Annotated in this window: 19 protein-coding genes and 1 tRNA gene; 8 read left to right on the top strand and 12 right to left on the bottom strand. The window is 67.4% G+C overall.

Translation table 11 applies throughout. The features are described 5' to 3' along the window. Positions 1–7: 7 nt before the first annotated feature. The 4 genes from LPT13_RS01725 to LPT13_RS01710 form a co-directional block, all read right to left on the bottom strand. On the bottom strand, positions 8–157 hold the full coding sequence (locus tag LPT13_RS01725; RefSeq protein WP_242162863.1) for a hypothetical protein: 150 nt from the start codon (positions 155–157) through the stop codon (positions 8–10). A 177-nt stretch (positions 158–334) separates the two neighbouring features. Further along, positions 335–748 (bottom strand): FKBP-type peptidyl-prolyl cis-trans isomerase, encoded by a 414-nt coding sequence (locus tag LPT13_RS01720; RefSeq protein WP_242162861.1) that lies wholly within the window; start codon positions 746–748, stop codon positions 335–337. Between the two features lie 9 nt (positions 749–757). Then, the gene (locus LPT13_RS01715) at positions 758–1,282 is read right to left on the bottom strand and encodes a 4Fe-4S dicluster domain-containing protein (protein ID WP_242162859.1); all 525 of its coding nucleotides are present in this window, start codon (positions 1,280–1,282) and stop codon (positions 758–760) included. Then, positions 1,275–3,620 (bottom strand): molybdopterin-dependent oxidoreductase, encoded by a 2,346-nt coding sequence (locus LPT13_RS01710; protein WP_242162857.1) that lies wholly within the window; start codon positions 3,618–3,620, stop codon positions 1,275–1,277. Before LPT13_RS01710 ends, LPT13_RS01715 begins: the two co-directional genes overlap by 8 nt. 296 nt (positions 3,621–3,916) lie before the next feature. On the opposite strand from LPT13_RS01710, the gene LPT13_RS01705 reads away from it, so the two are divergent. Then, positions 3,917–4,144, top strand: a complete 228-nt coding sequence (locus tag LPT13_RS01705; RefSeq protein ID WP_242162855.1) for a hypothetical protein — start codon at positions 3,917–3,919, stop codon at positions 4,142–4,144. A gap of 192 nt (positions 4,145–4,336) precedes the next feature. Here the strand turns inward: LPT13_RS01705 and LPT13_RS01700 are convergent, their stop codons facing one another. Continuing rightward, positions 4,337–4,612, bottom strand: a complete 276-nt coding sequence (locus LPT13_RS01700) for an ACT domain-containing protein (RefSeq protein WP_242162853.1) — start codon at positions 4,610–4,612, stop codon at positions 4,337–4,339. Positions 4,613–4,845: 233 nt separating this feature from the next. On the opposite strand from LPT13_RS01700, the gene LPT13_RS01695 reads away from it, so the two are divergent. Then, the gene (locus LPT13_RS01695; RefSeq protein ID WP_242162850.1) at positions 4,846–5,691 is read left to right on the top strand and encodes a deoxyribonuclease IV; all 846 of its coding nucleotides are present in this window, start codon (positions 4,846–4,848) and stop codon (positions 5,689–5,691) included. 14 nt (positions 5,692–5,705) lie between these two features. Here the strand turns inward: LPT13_RS01695 and folE are convergent, their stop codons facing one another. The 5 genes from folE to LPT13_RS01670 all read right to left on the bottom strand — a co-directional run bounded on the left by folE (position 5,706) and on the right by LPT13_RS01670 (position 12,161). After that, entirely contained in the window at positions 5,706–6,266 is a 561-nt protein-coding gene (gene folE / locus LPT13_RS01690) for a GTP cyclohydrolase I FolE (protein WP_242162849.1), read from the bottom strand. 125 nt (positions 6,267–6,391) lie between these two features. Beyond that, positions 6,392–7,258, bottom strand: a complete 867-nt coding sequence (locus tag LPT13_RS01685; protein WP_242162847.1) for an exodeoxyribonuclease III — start codon at positions 7,256–7,258, stop codon at positions 6,392–6,394. A gap of 301 nt (positions 7,259–7,559) precedes the next feature. Then, positions 7,560–8,030 carry a 23S rRNA (pseudouridine(1915)-N(3))-methyltransferase RlmH gene (gene rlmH / locus LPT13_RS01680; protein ID WP_242162845.1) on the bottom strand — a complete coding sequence of 157 codons (471 nt, stop codon included), beginning with the start codon at positions 8,028–8,030 and terminating at the stop codon, positions 7,560–7,562. Positions 8,031–8,117: 87 nt separating this feature from the next. Beyond that, positions 8,118–9,689: an LCP family protein gene (locus tag LPT13_RS01675; RefSeq protein ID WP_242162843.1), complete on the bottom strand. Its 1,572-nt coding sequence runs from the start codon at positions 9,687–9,689 to the stop codon at positions 8,118–8,120. 180 nt (positions 9,690–9,869) lie between these two features. Further along, positions 9,870–12,161, bottom strand: coding sequence for a MurT ligase domain-containing protein (locus LPT13_RS01670; RefSeq protein WP_242162841.1), 2,292 nt, complete (start codon positions 12,159–12,161; stop codon positions 9,870–9,872). A gap of 178 nt (positions 12,162–12,339) precedes the next feature. On the opposite strand from LPT13_RS01670, the gene LPT13_RS01665 reads away from it, so the two are divergent. Further along, the gene (locus LPT13_RS01665; protein WP_242162839.1) at positions 12,340–13,614 is read left to right on the top strand and encodes an ArsB/NhaD family transporter; all 1,275 of its coding nucleotides are present in this window, start codon (positions 12,340–12,342) and stop codon (positions 13,612–13,614) included. A 415-nt stretch (positions 13,615–14,029) separates the two neighbouring features. Further along, a tRNA-Thr gene (locus LPT13_RS01660) sits at positions 14,030–14,105 on the top strand. A gap of 99 nt (positions 14,106–14,204) precedes the next feature. Here LPT13_RS01660 and LPT13_RS01655 read toward each other — a convergent pair. Both LPT13_RS01655 and LPT13_RS01650 read right to left on the bottom strand, forming a co-directional pair. Continuing rightward, positions 14,205–15,482 (bottom strand): tyrosine-type recombinase/integrase, encoded by a 1,278-nt coding sequence (locus LPT13_RS01655; RefSeq protein WP_242164255.1) that lies wholly within the window; start codon positions 15,480–15,482, stop codon positions 14,205–14,207. Positions 15,483–15,549: 67 nt separating this feature from the next. Next, complete coding sequence (locus LPT13_RS01650) at positions 15,550–16,467, bottom strand: hypothetical protein (protein WP_242162836.1); 918 nt, start codon at positions 16,465–16,467, stop codon at positions 15,550–15,552. Between the two features lie 67 nt (positions 16,468–16,534). On the opposite strand from LPT13_RS01650, the gene LPT13_RS01645 reads away from it, so the two are divergent. The 4 genes from LPT13_RS01645 to LPT13_RS01630 all read left to right on the top strand — a co-directional run bounded on the left by LPT13_RS01645 (position 16,535) and on the right by LPT13_RS01630 (position 17,915). Then, positions 16,535–16,735 (top strand): helix-turn-helix transcriptional regulator, encoded by a 201-nt coding sequence (locus LPT13_RS01645; RefSeq protein ID WP_242162835.1) that lies wholly within the window; start codon positions 16,535–16,537, stop codon positions 16,733–16,735. Then, a complete protein-coding gene (locus tag LPT13_RS01640; RefSeq protein ID WP_242162834.1) occupies positions 16,732–16,995 on the top strand; it encodes a helix-turn-helix domain-containing protein in 264 nt (87 codons plus the stop codon). The genes LPT13_RS01645 and LPT13_RS01640 overlap by 4 nt, the downstream gene beginning before the upstream one ends. A gap of 241 nt (positions 16,996–17,236) precedes the next feature. Further along, a complete protein-coding gene (locus LPT13_RS01635) occupies positions 17,237–17,503 on the top strand; it encodes a hypothetical protein (RefSeq protein ID WP_242162833.1) in 267 nt (88 codons plus the stop codon). 49 nt (positions 17,504–17,552) lie between these two features. Continuing rightward, positions 17,553–17,915, top strand: coding sequence for a hypothetical protein (locus tag LPT13_RS01630; protein ID WP_242162832.1), 363 nt, complete (start codon positions 17,553–17,555; stop codon positions 17,913–17,915). The last annotated feature ends 110 nt before the right edge of the window (positions 17,916–18,025 follow it).

The raw sequence follows: 18,025 nt of genomic DNA, 5'->3' as shown, positions 1-18,025 counted from the left end.
AGCATCCTCAGACGGCGTCTCGCAGGGCGTGCCACTCATCCGGCTCCACCCGGTTCTGGCAGCGCCCCAGGTCGCGGCCCGCCTCCACCTGGGAGGCCAGGCCGCACGGGTTGGCGCAGGCGACGCCGAAGCGCTCGCACATCGCCGCCTGGGACACGGACTGCTCCGTGAGGTCATGATGGCACCGGACGCATCCGACCTCACGGGGCCTTCCCTTGCACTGCACGTCGAAGACGTTATACCACCCGCGCGCCGGGCATTGCACGGCCTTCTGGCGCGGGGGCCGGCAGCCCCCGCACAGCGGATTGCAACCCCAGCACACGGTGGCCGCCCCCTAGGACACCGAGAGCACTTCCACGTCGTAGACGATCTCCTCGCCCGCGAGCGGATGGTTGAAGTCGATGTCGAAGGAACGGTCGTCGGCGCGAACGATCTTGGCCGGAATGGGCTTGTGGGGGTTGCGCGGACTCGTCCACATGACCTCCATCCCCTCCTCCAGGTGCTCGCCGTCCTCGATCGTCTCCTTCAAGATACGCGTCTGGACGGCGCCCTCGTCGCGCTCGCCGTAGGCCATCCCCACCGGGATGGAGCAGCGATCCCCGGCGGCCAGGCCGGCCAGGCCCTCCTCCAGCTTGGGCATCACCATGTGCGTGCCCAGCGTGAGCTCGAACGGTTCGCCCTTGCGGCTGTCATAGAACACCTCGCCGTCGGCGGTGCGGCCCTGGTAGTGAAACGTCACGACGGTCATGGCTCCCCCTTAGTCGACCTTCTGGCGGTCGTCCAGCTTGTGCTCCTCGCGCTGGAGGGCCAGCTTGAAGCTCGCGTTGGACGCGCCGTCGAGGGCGGAGTCGTCGGCGACGGAGTACTCGAGCGCGATGTCGGCGCCGCGCAGCTTGTCGACGACGCTCGTCGTGTCGATCTCCTCGCGCCAGTCCAGGTCGCCGCCGGGACGCGGCACGAACAGCACCTGCTTGTCCTTGCGCTTGAGGTCCTCGGCCAGCTCGTCGATGGTGCCGAACTTCATCACGTTGGCCAGGCAGTGGTGGACGCAGGTGGGCTTGCGGCCGGCCGCCACGCGGTCGGCGCACAGGTCGCACAGGTCGGTGGGCACGGGCACCTTGTTCCAGTTGGTCTGACGGTTGTTGATCTGCCAGGGGCCGTCGCTGTACACGCGGATGCCGAACTTGCCGACGGGGAAGCCGTGCTCCTCCTTGCAGGCCACCTCGCAGGCATGGCAGCCCGAGCAGTACTCGTAGTCGATCAGGAGTCCGTAGCTAGGCATTGCGCCCCTCCTTCCAATCCAGGTGGGCCGGGCGGTCGTAGCCGCCGGCGATGAGCTCCTCGTGGCTCATCTCGTCAGCGAGGCTGCCCTTCTTCACACTGCACAGGATGCACTTGAAGGGGGCGCCGAAGCCCATCTTCCCCGTGTGGAAGTTGGGGATGAGGCTGTTGATGTTGGATCGCCACACGCCGTAGAGGTGCGGCTCGTTGGGATCCTCCTCGGGATACCACCAGCCGTGATCGGCCTGGACGACGCCCGGCTTGACGATGGGCGACACGTTGGCGCGCAGCTCGCACACGCCGAACTGATTGCGCAGCACGCACATATCGTTCTGGGCGATGCCCAGGGCCTCGGCGTCGGCGGGGTTGATGTCGAAGGTGGGCTCGGGGTGGATCTCGCGCAGGTAGGGGATCTGCTTGCCCTCGGAGTGGAAGTACTCGTAGCGGCGGGCGCCCGTGGTCAGCACGAAGGGGAACTCGTCGAGCAGGCCCGGGGTGGACACGGGGCTGTACTGCGGCTCCTCGTAGTAGGGCAGCGGGTCGTCGCCGAAGCGCTGGAACATGGTCGACCACAGCTCGACGCGGCCGGTGGGGGTGTTGAAGCCCAGCTGGCCGTCGCCGCGCAGCAGGCCCTTCTCGTACTTGCGGTAGGTGTGGCCGCGCTGGATGCACACCTTCTCGCGCGCCTCGGACAGGGACATCTTGCCCATCAGGCGGAACTTGGAAACGAAGTCCTCGAAGTCGGTGTACTGCGACCAGAACTCCGGCTGCAGGCGACGGCCCAGCTCCCAGCCGAGCTCCATGTCCGACTTCGTCTCGCCGATGCGCTTGATGGCCGGGGTCATGATGCCGTAGGTCACCGGCAGCGAGCTGTAGTGGGTGAACACCACGCCGTCGCGCTCGGCCACCGTGGTCAGGGGCAGCATGAGGTCGCAGGTCGACTGCGTGGACGGGGTCATCCACACGTCGAAGCCGATGTTGAACTCCAGGCTCTTGATCATGGCGTCGTGCCAGCGGCGCGGCTCGGCGGCGCAGGTGCCGGCCAGCAGGTTGTTGCCGGCGTAGAGGCCCATCTTGATGGGATAGGGCTCCTCGGTCTCGAGCGCCTTGAGCATGAGGTCGGCGTGGGCGTTGAGCAGCATGCCGCAGTAGGCCGGGTACTCGTGCAGGCCGAGCAGGGCGTCCTTCGTCTCGTCGGTCATGGTGGAGAAGCCGAAGCCGGGCTCGTTCAGCGAGTCGGCGAAGCCGCCGATGATGTTGCCGCCGGGGATGTCGATGTTGCCGGTGATGGCCATGAGCGCCATCACGCAGTGGGCCATCTGCTGGCCGTTGGCCTTCTGGTCGGTGGCCAGGCCCCAGGCGATGGACGCCGGCTTGGCGTTGGCGTACATGCGAGCCGCCGCGATGATGTCCTCCTCGGGCACGTCGCAGATGACGGCCGCCTTGGCCGGCGGGATGGCCTGCACGCGCTCGGCCAGCTGGTCGAAGCCGTAGGTCCACTTCTCCACGAAGTCGTGGTCGTAGAGATCCTCGTTGATGATGACGTTGAGCATGGCCATGAGCAGGGCCGTGTCGGTGCCGGGGCGCAGGCGCAGGTTGTACGCGGCGCGGGTGGACACCCAGTTGGTGCGCGGGTCGATGGTGATGAGCTTGGCGCCGCGCCTCATGAGGTCGACCACCGAGTGGCCGAAGAAGCCGTCGGGGTTAGACGGCAGCGGGTCCTTGCCCACCAGCATGATGACCTCGGGAACCTTGAACTCGGGGTTGTCGTAGGTGCCCTCCAGGCCGCCGGCGAAGTCGATCTCCGGGTAGACGGCGCCCAGGACATAGGCGCTCGCGGCCATGCGGGGCAGGTAGCATGCGTAGCCCGACTGGGTGTAGCAGTAGTTGGGGGTGGCGAAGATGGCCGCGGCGTAGGGCATGAACGTGCCGCCCTCGCGACCGGTACCGGCCCACACGGCCACCGAGGTGGGGCCGTACTTGGCGGTGATGCGCTTCCACTCCGACTCGATGAGGTCGAAGGCCTCCTCCCAGGTGATGCGCTCCCACTTGTCGGCCTGGCCGCGGTACTTCGGGTCGCGCTTCATGGGGTACTTGATGCGGTCAGGATGGTTGACGTAGTCCTTCAGGGTCAGGCACCGCGGGCAGAGGCGCCCCTTGGTGACGGGCTGGTTCTCGTCGCCCTCGACCTTGACCAGCGTGCCGTCCTCGTCGGCGTAGAACTTCACGCCGCATCCCACGGGATGGCACCCCGGAGGCGACCACACGCAGGAACGGGTCACCGTGAGGCCGTCGTCCTCATAGCGCCAAGGCTTGCCCAAATCGTCCTTGAATTCCATTCTTCCTCCTCTTTCCGTTTCCGCCCGGCTGCCTGAGCGGTATCAGGGGGTGCACCCTACGGCACACGATACGGAGCGGAGGAGGGAAAGGGAATCAACGAAGAGGCGTTATTCCTGTGTCCAAAACGGAAACAGGTTTTCAGGCCCTACGCGGGGAAGATGCGTCCGGCCGCTGTGTCCGGACGCGACACGCCGGCGTCGCGAAAACGGCGCTTCCCCTGAGCGGGCGACGCCGCTTATAGTGCCGGCGGGGGCGCGTGCGCGGCCCCCTGGCCCACGACCCTGAGGAGGTTTCCATGTGCTTCAGACCAGCAGCGGTTGAGATCGAGAGAAGCTGCCCGGAATGCGGCGGGAAGTGCCCGGCGGACGCCACGGCCTGCCCCGCCTGCGGCGCCGAGCTGCCCGAGGCGAGCCCCTACGCGGTGCCCGGCGCCGGCGCGCCCGGCGCTCCCGCGGCCCCCGGCGCTCCCGGTGCCCCCGCGGCGCCCGGCATGCCCCCGGCCCCCAAGGCGCCCGGGCAGTAGGAAGCGTCCGCGTTTTTCTCACCGGTTCGCCCAAGGAAGACAGCGAGAGGCCCTGGGGTGCCTGTCATTGGCGCGTTGCGCGGCCGAACGCACTTCGGTGCGTGAGGGCAAGCGCAAAAGCGCCAAGGGCAGGCGTCCCAGGGCCTCGCAGCGTCGAGTTCGCCACCGTTGCGTCAGCAACGGCGGAACAGACTAGATCTTGTACATCATCTGGAAGACGTCCTCGCGCTGGATGATGATCTGGACGCCGAGGTCGGCGCCCACCTTCTCGAGCTTCTCCTGGACGGTGTTGAAGTCGCAGGCCTCGGGGGCCAGCGTGGTGAGCATGGTCATCGAGAAGATGTCGCCCTGGCCGAGGATGGTCTGGCTGATGTCGTCGATGTTGGCGCTGCACTCCGCCAGGGTGGTGGCGATGGCGGCCACGATGCCGCTGCGGTCCTTGCCGAGTACCGAGATAACGCACTTCATGGGGTTCTCCTTGGGGGTCGTCGCGCCGCCGGCGACGGCTCGGCCGGGCGGCTGCGGGCATCGGTTCGTTACGAAGGTAATTCTAGCTCAACGGATCGCCCACGGATGCGGGCGCGGCTTAGGCGGCGCTTTCCGGCGCGCCTACGATGGACGGACGAGCGCCGCCGCACCACCGCGGCCATCGGGCGCCCGGCCGGCGCGCCCCGGCGCGCATCCAATCGAAGGGAGAACCCATGCTCACCATCGGCAGCCACCTCTCCACCCACTACGGCTACCTCCGCATGGCGGAGGAGACCGTCTCCATCAAGGGCAGCACCTTCCAGTACTTCACCCGCAATCCGCGCGGCGGGGCCCAGCGGGCCCTCGACCAGAAGGACGTCGACGCCTTCAACGCCTACGCGGCCGCCCACGGCGTGCGCGACGTCATGGGCTACGCGCCCTACGACGTGGATCCCGGCGAGGGAGACGTGGCCAAGCAGGACTTCGCCCGCATGGTGATGCTGGAAGACCTGGAGCGCCTGGCACTCATGCCCGGGTCGCGCTACCTGGTGCGCCCCGGATCCATCGGCGACACCCCGCGCGACCAGGGGATCGCCAACGCCTCGGCCGCCTTCCGCCACGTGCTGGAGACCCGCCGCGACGTGCCGCTGCTGCTGGCGAACATGCCCGGCGAGGGCACGCAGATCGGCTCGACCTTCGAGGAGCTGGCCGCCATCCTGGACGGCATCGGCAAGGACGCGCCCGTCGGCGTGCTGCTGGACGCCTCGTCGGCCTATGCCGCCGGCTACGACCTCAAGAACGACCTGGACGGCGTGCTAGGCAAGTTCGACCAGGCCATCGGGCTCGACCGCCTGAAGGCCGTGCACCTCAACGACATCAAGGAGGCGCTCGGCTCCGACGCCGACCGCCACGCGCCCATCGGCGAGGGCCAGATCGGCTTCGAGGCCCTGGCGGCCCTGACCGTGCACCCGGCGCTGGCCGACGTCCCCTTCTACCTGGAGGAGCCCAAGGCCGACCTCGTCATGTACGAGAAGGACATCGCCCGCTTCCAGGCGTACTACGCCGCCCACAAGGGGTAGCGCGCTCGCATCCGCTAGTCGCGCATGATGAGCGCCATGGCCTCGGCGCGAGTGGCGGCGTCCTCGAAGACGCCGCGCATGACGCTCGTGACCGTCTTGGCGCCGGGCTTGCGCACGCCGCGCATCGACATGCACATGTGCTCGGCCTCCATCACCACGATGACGCCCTGGGGGTTGAGCTCGGCCACCAGCGTGTCGGCCACCTGGGTGGTCAGGCGCTCCTGCACCTGCGGGCGCTTGGCGAAGGCGTCCACCAGGCGCGCCAGCTTGGAGAGCCCGCACACGCGCCCGTCGGCGCCGGGGATGTAGGCCACGTGCGCGCGCCCGAAGAAGGGCACCAGGTGGTGCTCGCACATCGAGTAGAACGGGATGTCGCGCACGAGCACCATGCCGTCGTGATGCTCGTCGAAGGTGGTCTCGAAGTGCCGCGCAGGATCCTCGGTCAGGCCGGCGAAGATCTCCTCGTACATCCGCGCCACGCGGGCCGGCGTCTCCAGCAGCCCCTCGCGATCCGGATCCTCGCCCACGCCCTCCAGGATCAGGCGCACGCCCTCCTCTATCTTCTGCTTGTCCACCTCTTCGCTCCTTCAAGTTGGTCGCGGGATGCGCGACGCGCGCCCGCGAAAGGCCCGCCGCAGCGAGCGGCGCCTATCTTACCACGGCCGCGCCAGGTCGGGAGGGCCCGCGCGCCGCGCCGGCGTCAGCCCAGATCGAGCTCGATGCCGACCGGGCAGTGATCGCTGCCCATCACCTCGCTGTAGATGGACGCGCCCTCCACGGCGTCGCGCAGCTCGTCACTCACCAGGAAGTAGTCGATGCGCCACCCCGCGTTGTTCTGCCGCGCCTTGAACCGGTAGCTCCACCAGGAGTAGGCGCCCGCCACGTCGGGATGCAGCAGGCGGAACGTGTCGGTGAAACCCGCGTCGATGAGCTCGGTGAGCTTGCCGCGCTCCTCGTCGGAGAAGCCGGCGTTGCCCCGGTTGGGGCCCGGGTTCTTGAGGTCGATGTCCTCGTGCGCCACGTTGAAGTCGCCGCACATCACCACCGGCTTGGGGTCGGCCGTCTCGCCCGGCTGGGTGAGCGGCAGGTCGTCGGCGGCATGGCCCACGCCGAAGCCCTCGTCGCCGTCGCGCTCCACGGGCACCCCCGCCGGCAGCACGCCGTCCTCGAGCCCCTTGCAGAAGTCGCGGAAGGCGTCGTCCCACTGCATGCGGTGGTCGATGCGCGCCAGCTGGTCCTGAGCGTTGGGGGTGTACACGTCCACGAACCAGAAGTCGGCGAACTCCGCCGCCACGATGCGCCCCTCGGCGTCGAGGTAGTCGTCGCCCAGCCCGTGGAGCACCTGGCGCGGGCGCTCCTTGCAGAACACGGCCGTGCCCGAGTAGCCCTTCTTCTGGGCGTAGCTCCAGAACTGGCAGTAGCCCGGCAGGTCCAGGTCGACCTGGCCTGGCTGCAGCTTGGTCTCCTGCAGCGCGAACACGTCGGCGCCGAACTCATCGAAGGTCTCCAGGAAGCCCTTCTTCAGCACGGCGCGCAGGCCGTTGACGTTCCACGATATGAGGCGCATGGGGCTCCTTTCCGTATTTTCAGCATGAGCAAGCGTAGCAGAGAAGCCGATCCTCGCTCGCGAATCGGCTTAAATCTCCCCGAATCGGCCTTCCTTTGCAAATTCGGACGGTTTTGCACTCTTCCACCGGCCCTTGTGCTCCGCCGCGACGGTGCCGCGCCTGCATCGCGCTACCGTGACCTGGGGATCTACGAGAGCAGCGGTGCCCATTGTCGGCGACGGCGCTCGAGTGGGGGTGCAAAACCGTCCGAATTTGCAAATCAGGCGCGCATTCCGGGGGCGACGGCTCGAAACGGCCTCCTTACTTATGGTAGGGCTCGCCGCGGGATATCTTGAAGGCGCGGTAGACCTGCTCGAGCAGCACCACGCGCGCCAGGTTGTGGGGCAGCGTGATGGGCCCGAACGACAGCGTCTCGTCGGCACGGTCGTAGACGGCGCGGCTCACCCCGTCGCTGCCGCCGATGACGAAGGCGATGTCGCTCGTGCCAGAAAGCGCCAGGTCGTCGATGCGGCGGGAGAGCGCCTCGCTCGAGCGCTGCCGCCCCTCGATGGCCATGAGCACCACGTGGGCGCCGGCGGGCAGGGCCGCCAGGATGGCGTCGCCCTCCTTGGCGCGCGCCGCGTCGACACCGCCCGCGCGGCCCGGGTCGACGTCGGCCACCTCCACGACGCCCACCTTGGCGTAGGCGCCCAAGCGCTTGAGGTACTCGGCGCAGGCGTCGGCCCAGAAGCGCTCCTTGAGCTTGCCCACCGCCACGACAGTAATCCGCACGGCGCTCCCCCCCCTTCCACGGAAAGGGGGCGCCCGGCGGCGCCCCCTCGTCTTCACTCACCGCAGCCGCCGCGGGGCGGCCGCGCGCTACTCCACCCAGTCCTTGCCGATGACCACGAGGAAGTCGCTGCTGTAGATGTACTCGTTGTTGTTCTTGACGATGCGGCCCTTGCCCAGCAGATCGGCGATCTCCTGCGCGTCCTGCTGCTGCTCGTCCTTGCCGTAGACGACGACCGTCTCGGTGTAGTCGCTGTGGTTGGCGTTGCCGGCCTCGGTCTTGTAGCCCAGCTCGGTGATGGCCTCGGCCGCCTCGGCGCCCACGCCGGCCACGCCGCAGCCGTTGCGCACCGACACGGTGCCCGACCGCTTCGCCCGCGACCGCGCCGTGTTGCCCTCGTCGTCGGACATGGCCCCGCCGCCGGCGCTGGCGATGACGATGCCGGTGGCCTCGTCGACGATGTCCTCCTCGGTGGGCGGCAGGCCCTGGTTGATGCGGTCCATCATCTTCTTCCACTCGTTCTTGTTGAGGATCTCCCACCAGACGTTGTTGCTGTACTCCGAGGTGGTGGGCTCGACGGCGGTGTAGAAGTCGGTCTCCATGTTCATGCCGCGCAGGTTGGTGGCCAGGCTGATGATGTCCATGACGCCCATGTCGGTGGTCACGTACTTCGACAGCGCCTCGATGGTGGCGGCCATGGTGGCCGGGTCGCTGTTGAGGATCTTCTTGCCGATGGCGCTGATGACCATGCGCTGGTTGGCGGCGCGGTAGCCGTCGCCGTCGCCCAGGTCGTCGTAGGTGTGGCGCGAGCGGCACAGCACCAGGGCGCCGTCGCCGTCGAGCAGCTGCGGGCCGGCCTCCAGGTAGCCGGCGCGCGGGTCGGCGATCTTCACCGGCACGTCCACCTCAATGCCGCCGAGGGCGTCCACGACCTCCTTGAAGCCGTCGAAGTTGATCTCGGCGTAGTGGGTGATGGGCACGCCGGCCAGCTGCGACACCGTCTGCACCGTCATGGGCGCGCCGCCGATGGCGTGGGCCGCGTTGAGCTTCTGGATGCCGTGCTTGCCCATGTCGATCTTGGTATCGCGCATGAGCGAGACGAGCGTGACCTTCTTCTGCTTGGGGTCGACGCGCACGAGCATGAGGCTGTCGGTGCGGTAGTTGTCGCCGGCGTACTCCGCCGACGCGTCGCGCTCGGCCGAGCCGTCGGTGCCCATGAGCACCATGTAGAACGGGTCGCCCGGCGGGGTGGTCTGCTCCAAGACCTTCATCATCTCGGGATCGACGTTGCGCTGCATGTTGGACTGGATGCTGCTCACGTAAGCGAAGGCCGCGCCAGCGCCGCCCAGGGCCAACACCAGCACCACGATGAGCGAGATGAGGGCGATCTTCTTGCGCTTGCGCTTCTTCGCCTTGCCCACCTGGTAGGTCTCGCTGTGCGAGCCGCGCGAGTAGGGGTTGGTGGGACCGGCCGGGTAGCCCGGCGCGCCGGAGCGCCCGGATGCGGGCGCGTAGCCCTGCTCGGTGCGCTGGCGCTCGTGGGCGCGGGCCGACTTCATGTGCGACCCCACCGGCGAGAAGCTGGAGGTGGAGTAGCGGGAACGCGAGCTGCCCGAGCGCGCGCCCGAGCCGTAGGAGTTCCGGTTGTACGATTTAGCCATGGTGCGAGACTCCGTTCCTCGTATCCCGAGCGCTATGGCCAGCGACGATTACACTGTTCACGAAGCTTCATTCTGATAGGCCGCTGTTTCGTTGGCAACAAACGCCGCAGCCAACCCATTCAAAAGCCACAGGACGTCGCCATCTGCTCCACAAGTTCCCCACGGACTCGCACCTACCCCCTAGCTCGCGACTCCCAGCTTCTCGGCCATCCAGGCGTTGGCGGCCAGTTCGACGGCGTCGTCGAGCTGGACGAGCGGGGCCGGCTCGACGCCGGCGCGGCGGGCGCGGCGCTCCAGGGCGCGCGCGAGCAGCCAGTCGGCCACCTCGGGGTTCTTGGAGAGCAGCGGGCCGTGGGAGTAGGTGCCCACCACGTTGCGGAAGCGCACGCCGTCGGCGCGGTCGTCCTCGTTGTTGCCGTGGCCGGCCTTCGACGCCACCGCGCCCAGAGGCTCGACGCTCGGGCCCAGATAGGTGCGCCCGGCGTGGTTCTCGTAGCCCACCACCGGGTGGCTGGCCAGGGGGGACCGCAGCGCCAGGTTGTCGGTGAGGCGGTCGGCCGAGGTGCCGGGGCGGCGCGTCTCCGCGTCGATGATGCCCAGGCCGGGCACCAGCTCGTCGCCCCACAGCCACTGCCTGCCGAGGATCTGGTAGCCGCCGCAGATGGCCAGCAGCGGGCCGTCGTCGGCCACGTAGGCGGCCAGCTCCTCGCGCATCTCGGCCAGCTTCTCGCTCGCGAGCTTCTGCTCGCGATCGGGGCCGCCGCCCAGGAACACGAGGTCGGCCGCGGCCAGGTCGGCCACGTCGCCGTAGTGGACGCGGCGGATCTCGACGGGGATGCCGCGCCACGCCAGGCGCTGCTCCAGCACGCGCACGTTGCCGCCGTCGCCGTACAGGTTGAGCAGGTCGGGGAACAGGTGCGCGATCACCACGGGCGGCTGGTCGGAGGCCGGGGCGGGAGTGGGGACGCCCGTGGGCGTGGGGCCACCGGCGTCCGGCGCCGCGCCTTCCGCATCCGCCTCGCCGGCCGCCAGCGCCGCACCCGGCACCGCGCTCGCATCCGCCCCGCCGGCGGCCGGCGCCGGCGCGCTCTCCCCCAACGCCGCGCCTGCCCCGCCCCGCGTCGCCGCCAGGCGGTCGAGGGCCGCATGCACCGGCGGCAGCGCCGTGTAGTTGGCGATGGCGTACACGCCCGCGTCCGCCGGCAGCGCCCCCTCGGCGACGAGCCCCGGCAGCGCGGCGAACACGTCCTCCACGCCCTCGATGAGGCGCGCGTCGATGCCCGCGTACTTCAGGCGCACCCGCAGGTCGTAGGAGCGCGTGCCGCCGGAAAAGACGACCAGGGGGCCGTGGCCGGCCAGCTCCTCGAAGTCGATGTCCCAGATCCACGAGATGTCGCGCCCGTCGCCCTCGTAGTCGTTCACGAAGAAGGCGATGGCCTTCGGGCCGGCGTCGCGCTCGATGATCTTGAGGTTCTGGTTGAAGCCCGTCGGGTTCTTCGCCAGGTTCAGCAGCACGGGGTACCCGTCGATGACGTAGCGCTGGAGGCGCCCGTTGCGGGGGTCGAAGGCGTCGACGGCACGCTGGAAGACGGCCCCGTCCACGCCGGTGAGCTGCATGATCGCGTCGGCGGCCAGCAGGTTGTACACCAGGTACGGCGTCGGCTGGCCCGTGGACACGCGGTCGACGCGTCCCGTGGCGCTGCCGGTCACCTCGAACGAGGCGCCGCGCGCGTCCAGTCTCACGTCAGTGGCGGCGAACTCCAGCGCGGGCCGCGCGAAGCCGCAGGCCGGGCAGCGGTAGTCGCCCAGCTGGCCGTACTGCCGGTAGCCGTACTCCACCATGCCCGAGCACTCCTGGCACATCTGCGCGTCGGCCACCGTGTTCTGGGCCAGGCCCATGTCCTCGGCCACGCCGAAGGGCACCACGCGGTTGGGCACCTTCCGCGCGATGGCCTCGCACAGCGGGTCGTCGGCGTTGTAGACCAGCGTCGTGTCCGGCGACGACGCCAGCGCGCCCGCGATGCTCTCCTGGATGCGGCTGATCTCGCCGCAGCGGTCGAGCTGGTCGCGGAAGAGGTTGAGCAGCAGCACGTAGTCGGCGCGCAGCTGGGGCAGGATGCGGGCCAGCCACAGCTCGTCGCTCTCGAAGACGCCCCACTGCGCGGGGCGCGCCTGCAGAAGCGCCGAGGCCACGCCGGGCCCCATGTTGGCGCCCGTGCGGTTGCAGATAACGCTGCGCCCATCGGCCTCGAAGGCGTCCGCGATCAGGTTCGTCACCGAGGTCTTGCCGTTGGTGCCCACCACCACGACGCTGCCGGCGCCCACCTTCCCACGCAGATCAGCGATCAGCTGCGGGTCGATGCGCAGCCCCACCTTCCCCGGGATGGTGCCGCCCGGACGGTGCGCCACCTTCTGCAGCCCCCACGTGAGCGTGTTCCCAACCGCCTTCGCCATCGTCAGCCGCAAGCTCATGACGCGCACCTTCTCTTCCCGAGCGCCCTTCCCATCTGGGATGACACGGCGCTCGTCGTCGGTTCCGTTTCGCTTTACCAGCCGTTCAGTATACCGTCCGCCTTCGCGCGCATACTATAATCACCCAATTATCAGAAGGCGCGCCCGGCTGCTGCGTGGCGCGCCCGGCGGGAGGCCCATGGACGCAAGTCAGATCATATCCGTCGCCGTCTTCGTCGTCGCGCTGGGCCTCATCATGTCCGAGAAGGTGCACCGCGCCCTGGTGGCGCTCGTGGGCGCCGTCATCCTGCTGGCGGCGCACGTGGTCACCTTCGAGCAGGCGGTCGGCCACGTCGACTTCAACACCCTGGGCGTGCTGCTCGGCATGATGATGTTCGTCTCGGTGGTGAAGCTGTCGGGCGTCTTCGAGTACCTGGCCGTCGCGTGCGCGCGGCTGGCCAAGGGCGACCCGTGGCGCATCATGCTGCTGCTGGTGCTGCTGACGGCGCTGCTGTCGGCGTTCCTGGACAACGTCACGACGGTGCTGCTCGTCGGCCCCATGACGCTCACCCTGTGCCGGCTGCTGGAGGTGGGCCCCGTGCCGTTCTTCCTCGCCGAGATCATGGCGTCCAACATCGGCGGCACCGCCACGCTCATCGGCGACCCGCCCAACATCATGATCGGCTCGGCGGCGGGGCTCAGCTTCGCTGACTTCCTCGCCTACGACGCACCGGCCGTGGCGGTCATCCTCGCGGCCGTGCTGGGGGCGTTCTACCTGCTCTACGGCCGGAAGATGGCCGTGTCGCCCGAGGCTCGCGCGGCGGTGATGGCGCTCGAGCCGGCCAGCTACGTGAAGGATCGCCGGCTGCTGGCCGTGAGCGCCGTGATGACGGCGCTGGTGGTGGCGGGGTTCATGTTCCACGCGGCGCTGGGGCTGGAGTCCTGCGTCATCGCGCTGGGCGCCGCCGGCCTCATCCTGCTGGTGTCGAGGCAGAGCATCGAGCGCGCGCTGGCCGAGGTGGAGTGGACGACGCTCACGTTCTTCCTGGGGCTGTTCGTCATCGTGGGCGCGCTCACCGAGACGGGCGTCATCGGGATGCTGGCCAACGCCCTGGTCGGGGCCACCGGCGGCGACGTGTTCCTCACCATGATGGTGCTGCTGGTGGGGTCGGCGCTCATATCCAGCTTCCTGGACAACATTCCCTTCGTGGCCACCATGATCCCCATCCTGCTGTCGATGGGCTCGGCGGGGATCGACGTGACGCCGCTGTGGTGGGCGGTGTCGCTCGGCGCGTGCCTGGGCGGCAACGGCACCCTCATCGGGGCGAGCGCCAACGTGGTGCTGTCCGACATCAGCCGCAAGAACGGCCACGAGATCACCTTCGCCCAGTACCTGCGGGTGGGCTTCCCCCTCATGCTGCTGTCGGTGGCCTTAGCCGCCGCCTACCTGGCCCTCCGCTTCCCGCCCGCCTAGCGCCGACGCGCCGACGCGGCGGGCGCACGACGGGCGGGACGGGCGAGGCGACGCAGGGCGGCGACGGGCGCGGCGAGGCGACGCAGCGGGCGCCCGCGGACACTTTGGGGAGGCGCGATGGCAAGATAGCGAGGTTTGGCATACTCTCGTGCCCCTGGAAACGCCCTTCTCAGCTCGCCATCGACTAGAGCGACGCTGTTTTCCCAGGTCAAGGTTCCCCTAAACTAACTTTTTATCGCACAAGCACGCTCACGAGTATGCCAAACCTCGCTATCTTGCCATCCAAGGGCACAAAAGCGTCCCCGCCCGGCGCAGCGATCGCAGTGTCCACCCCATGCGGGACGACGCCACGCTGCTCCTTGCGCGCGACGGGGCGATTCGCTATACTACGGTTTCGCTTCGCGAGAAGCACCACGCCAACGTGGCTCAGTTGGTAGAGCAGCGCACTCGTAATGCGCAGGTCAGCGGTTCGAGTCCGCTCGTTGGCTCCAGAGTATCGGCAGGTCAGCAGGTATAAAGCTTGCTGGCCTGTTTTCTTTTCAACGTTCCTTCATTCCTAAATCTGCGAATCGTCTGCGAATGCCCGAAAATCACGCCGTTTTCAGCTCGACGATTCGGCACGGCGCCGGCTCCTCGCGGAACATCTGTCCCACGAGGTCGGCGGCGGCCCGGTCGTTCTCGGGCACCGCATGGGCGTACCAGTTCAGCGTAAGCGACGCATCCGAGTGCCCCAGGCGGGCCTGAACCGTCTTCACGTCCACGCCCTGGGCCAGAAGCTGGGTGGCCTGGGTGTGGCGCAGCTCGTGGAAACGGAGGCCGGGGAACCCCGCGCGCTCGCGGAAGCGCCGCCACCAGTGCCCGAAGTTCGCCTTGCCGAGCCAGCCGCCCGTGGCCGAGCACAGCACCGGGGTTGCCTCGTCAACGTCTATGCACAGCGTATCCAGAAGCTCCGTCTGGAGCGCCTTCCAGGCTTTCAGGTGCGCCATGGTCACCGCGTCAACCGCAACGGCTCGCTTGCCGGCGGCCGTCTTCGGCTCCTTCGGCCTCCCATCGTTTCCCAGGGACTGGACCACGGTCAGCACCCCGTTCCGGAAATCGACTGCGCCCCACGTGAGGGCCAGCACCTCGCCTTGGCGCATACCGGTGGCTATTCCCAGCCTGACGGCCAGCACGTGGCATACCTCGCGCATCCCCAGCAGCGAATCGCGCTCCTCGGCCACGCCCCACTCGGCTTGCCGGCGCTCCTTCGCCACCAGCTCCCCAAGCACCCGCTTCTCCTCCTCGTCCGCGAAGGCTGACAGGCGCCGCACCTCGTCTACGGACAGCGCCCGGCGCTCGGGCCTGTTCGGCCTGGGAGCCTCCGCGCGGTTGCAGGGGTTGCGGGCTATGAAGTCGTAGTCCGCTGCCTTCTGGAAGAACGCCTTCAGCATGACGTGGTAGGCGTGAAGGGTGGTGTTCCCGCAGCTGATGCCCTGGGACAGCCTGCGCCGCCGAATCTCCGGATAGAGGGCCTCCAGGGCCTGGGCGTCCACCTTGCATAGCGGCGGGTCGCCCAAGATGCCGCCCACGAACCGCAGCCGCTTCTCGTCCTGGACTATGCGGGCCTCCGAGGCCCTTCCTGCGGCCCGCCGGGCCTCCGAGTAGAGCGGGACAAAGTCCATGAAGGTCATCTTGTCCCCGTCCGGCCTCAGCCCGTCCTCAAGCTCGCGCCTGATCTGGTCACGGGCCTTCCTGGCGTCGGCCTTGGTGCCATGCACGGTACGCGATTTGCGCCGGTACCGCCCCGTGATGGGGTCGCGCCCCAGAGACACCTGCACCTCGTAGACGCCCCGCGCCTTCTCGATGATGGTTCCATCGCCTTTCGCCATAATCAACTCACCTCCTTAATCGCTCTGCGCTCGCATCTATCCCAAACGCCCTAGCGGGCGAGTTTGGCTAATGTTGCGTGCGGTTTTTCGCCGCTTCCCGTTGGTTGCGTTTTGCCTGACGATTTTTGCACTTCGTGCAGCAGTATTTCGAATCGCTATCCGGCCTCGTTACCATTGAGTCGGGCTGCTTGCGCTTGAACACTCGCCCGCATCCTTCGCAGGCGCACACCTTCCATTCCGCATCATCCGCAAACGCTGAAACCAGTTGGTTGCTTATTGCAGACGTAAGGAGCCCGCGGGCTTCAAGCGTTTCCCCTTGTTTGTCCCACATGACGGAATCCGCGAAGTTGCAGAGAGCCAATCGCCCAGGATTACACGATGCGGAGTTCACCACCCGCAAAACGTCTGCGACAAGCGCAGGCATCCCAAAGTCTTCCCCTCGGACGAGGACGCTTACACACGTCCGAAGAACTTTGATCGAGTGACGCAGCTCTTCCGCAGATATGAAGCTGAGACGCGGGCTGCCACCGGATGTGAAGAAGTACCCCGCTCCCACCTCCTCGGAATGCGGCCTCGGGATATAAAGCCGCGCATCCTCTTCAGTCGCCTTAATTCCGCAAAACTCGCGCATATCTCCAGATAGATATGAAAGGTTGCGGAAAGGGTGATACGGGATACCCCAGGTGCTCACAAATTCAGCTAAAGCTGAAGGGTCATCTAGCGGGAATTCCATTAGCTGATGATTCCAGAACTCTACCGGAATCGAAGAAATGCGCCTTTCTGGCCACAGCAAAAAACCCTTGTCATCTTCCTTTGTCCTTCCTGCAACCCACGCGAGAGGGAGCGCGCATACCTGTGTTTCGGCGTCGTCTTCTGGCATGTTAAAGACTTTGACAATTTGGCGTTCGCTGAAAAGAGGCTCGTCCAACCATTCCAAATTGCTTTTCATAATGTCACCCCAAAAAATACTGTGATTGATGACCATCGACGAGGCAAACTATAGGGGTCATCGTTCATGAAGTCAATACTGAAAGGCAGGGTGATGAAAAGTGATGGCAGTAGTCCAGGAGCGCCGAAGGCTCGGACTGTCCCAGGCGGCACTGGCTCGAAAAATCGGCGCGAACCCCTCTTCCATTAGCCGCATCGAAGCGGGAAAGGAACCGCCCTGGCCCCTCCGCGCGCGTCGTATCGCGGATGCCGTGGGCTGGAAGGGCGATCCTATGGAGCTTTTCGAAGAGGTTGATGCCGCATGAGCGCCCAGGCGGTGCAGCTCCCGCCGGGCTGCAAGATCGTGGAGGCTCCCGCTGCCCCGCAGCCGCCGACGTGGTTTGAGGACTACGGCGACCTCCTGACCACCAGGGACGTTGCAGAGATCATCCAGCAGAGCGCCCAGACCGTGCGCCGGCTCATGGCACACGGGGAGATACCCGCCTGCCCCATCGGCAGGCGCTGGTACACGCCGAAGAGCGAGCTTGTTAAGTTCATCGAGAGGGGGCTGGGCGATGCAGCATAGAGAAGGGGCAGACCGCCAGACTTTGGCGAGCGCAGCGGCCGCCCCCGCCCTGATCGGGCACCGCGATGGTACCACACCCGAGGTTCGGAAGGCCGGCGAAAGCCTTCCCTTGGGCAATGCTGCAGCAGGTGTCCAAGCGAACGCGCAGCAAGTCACTCGCGCCGAAATAGCGTGCGGAATGGCTGAAATTCGGGCAGCCTTCGCCGAGCTTCGCAAAGGGCGGGGGGCCGAGATCGAGGCCATGGCTACAGCGTGGATGCGCGACAACCCGGACGCCATGCGCTACATAGAGCGCCGCGCCCTGGAGGAGGCCGCGGCGAAACGCCGCTTCTCCGTGCGCCTTCTGCTGGAGGAGGCCCGCAAGAAGGACTTCGCCGACCGGGCGGGCAGGGGAACCAAGATCAACAACGTTATAGCGCCGGCCATCGCCCGCGCCCTGGTGCGCAAGCATCCGGGAATGCGGCCCTTCGTGACGCTGCGCCGCTCGATGGTGGACGAGGCCGACTAGGGTGCCGAGCATAGACCCCGAGAGATGGCGCGGCTGCGAGCGATGGGGCATGCTGCGAGGCTCCACCGCCGCCCTCATGGCCCAGGCGTTGGAGGCGGGCAGGAGCCAGGGGTGGTTCACCGCCCTACTCCCCTACCTGGTCACGAACATGACCAGCGGGGGCAACCTGGCCCACAAGGAGGCCCTGGCGCTGCGCGAGTGGCTAGACGGCAAGGGCATGCGCGACGTTGAGCTGGAAGACGTGCAGGTGGTTCAACCCAACTACGGCGACCTCGTGGACATCCTGGGCCACAGGGAGGCCGTCACCCGAGCCATATCCGCCTGGGAGGTCGGGGGCATCCTAACGCGAGCCGTGAAGGGCTGGCGCGGCCATTCCTCCGTATACGTCGTCGAGCCCCTGGCGCCCCCGTAATAGATACACAGAAAGCCGCCTTTTCGTGTACCCATCGGCCCTCGATTAGTACACAGTTTCGGAAGATTAGTACACAGTTGGGGCCTGATTGGTACACACCTCAACCCCTC

The organism is Adlercreutzia faecimuris (genome assembly GCF_022669055.1).
In the GTDB taxonomy this organism is placed as follows: Bacteria; Actinomycetota; Coriobacteriia; order Coriobacteriales; family Eggerthellaceae; genus Enterorhabdus; species Enterorhabdus faecimuris.
Note: the sequence above shows the minus strand (reverse complement) of the source record. Positions and strands in the feature narration are given on the sequence as shown.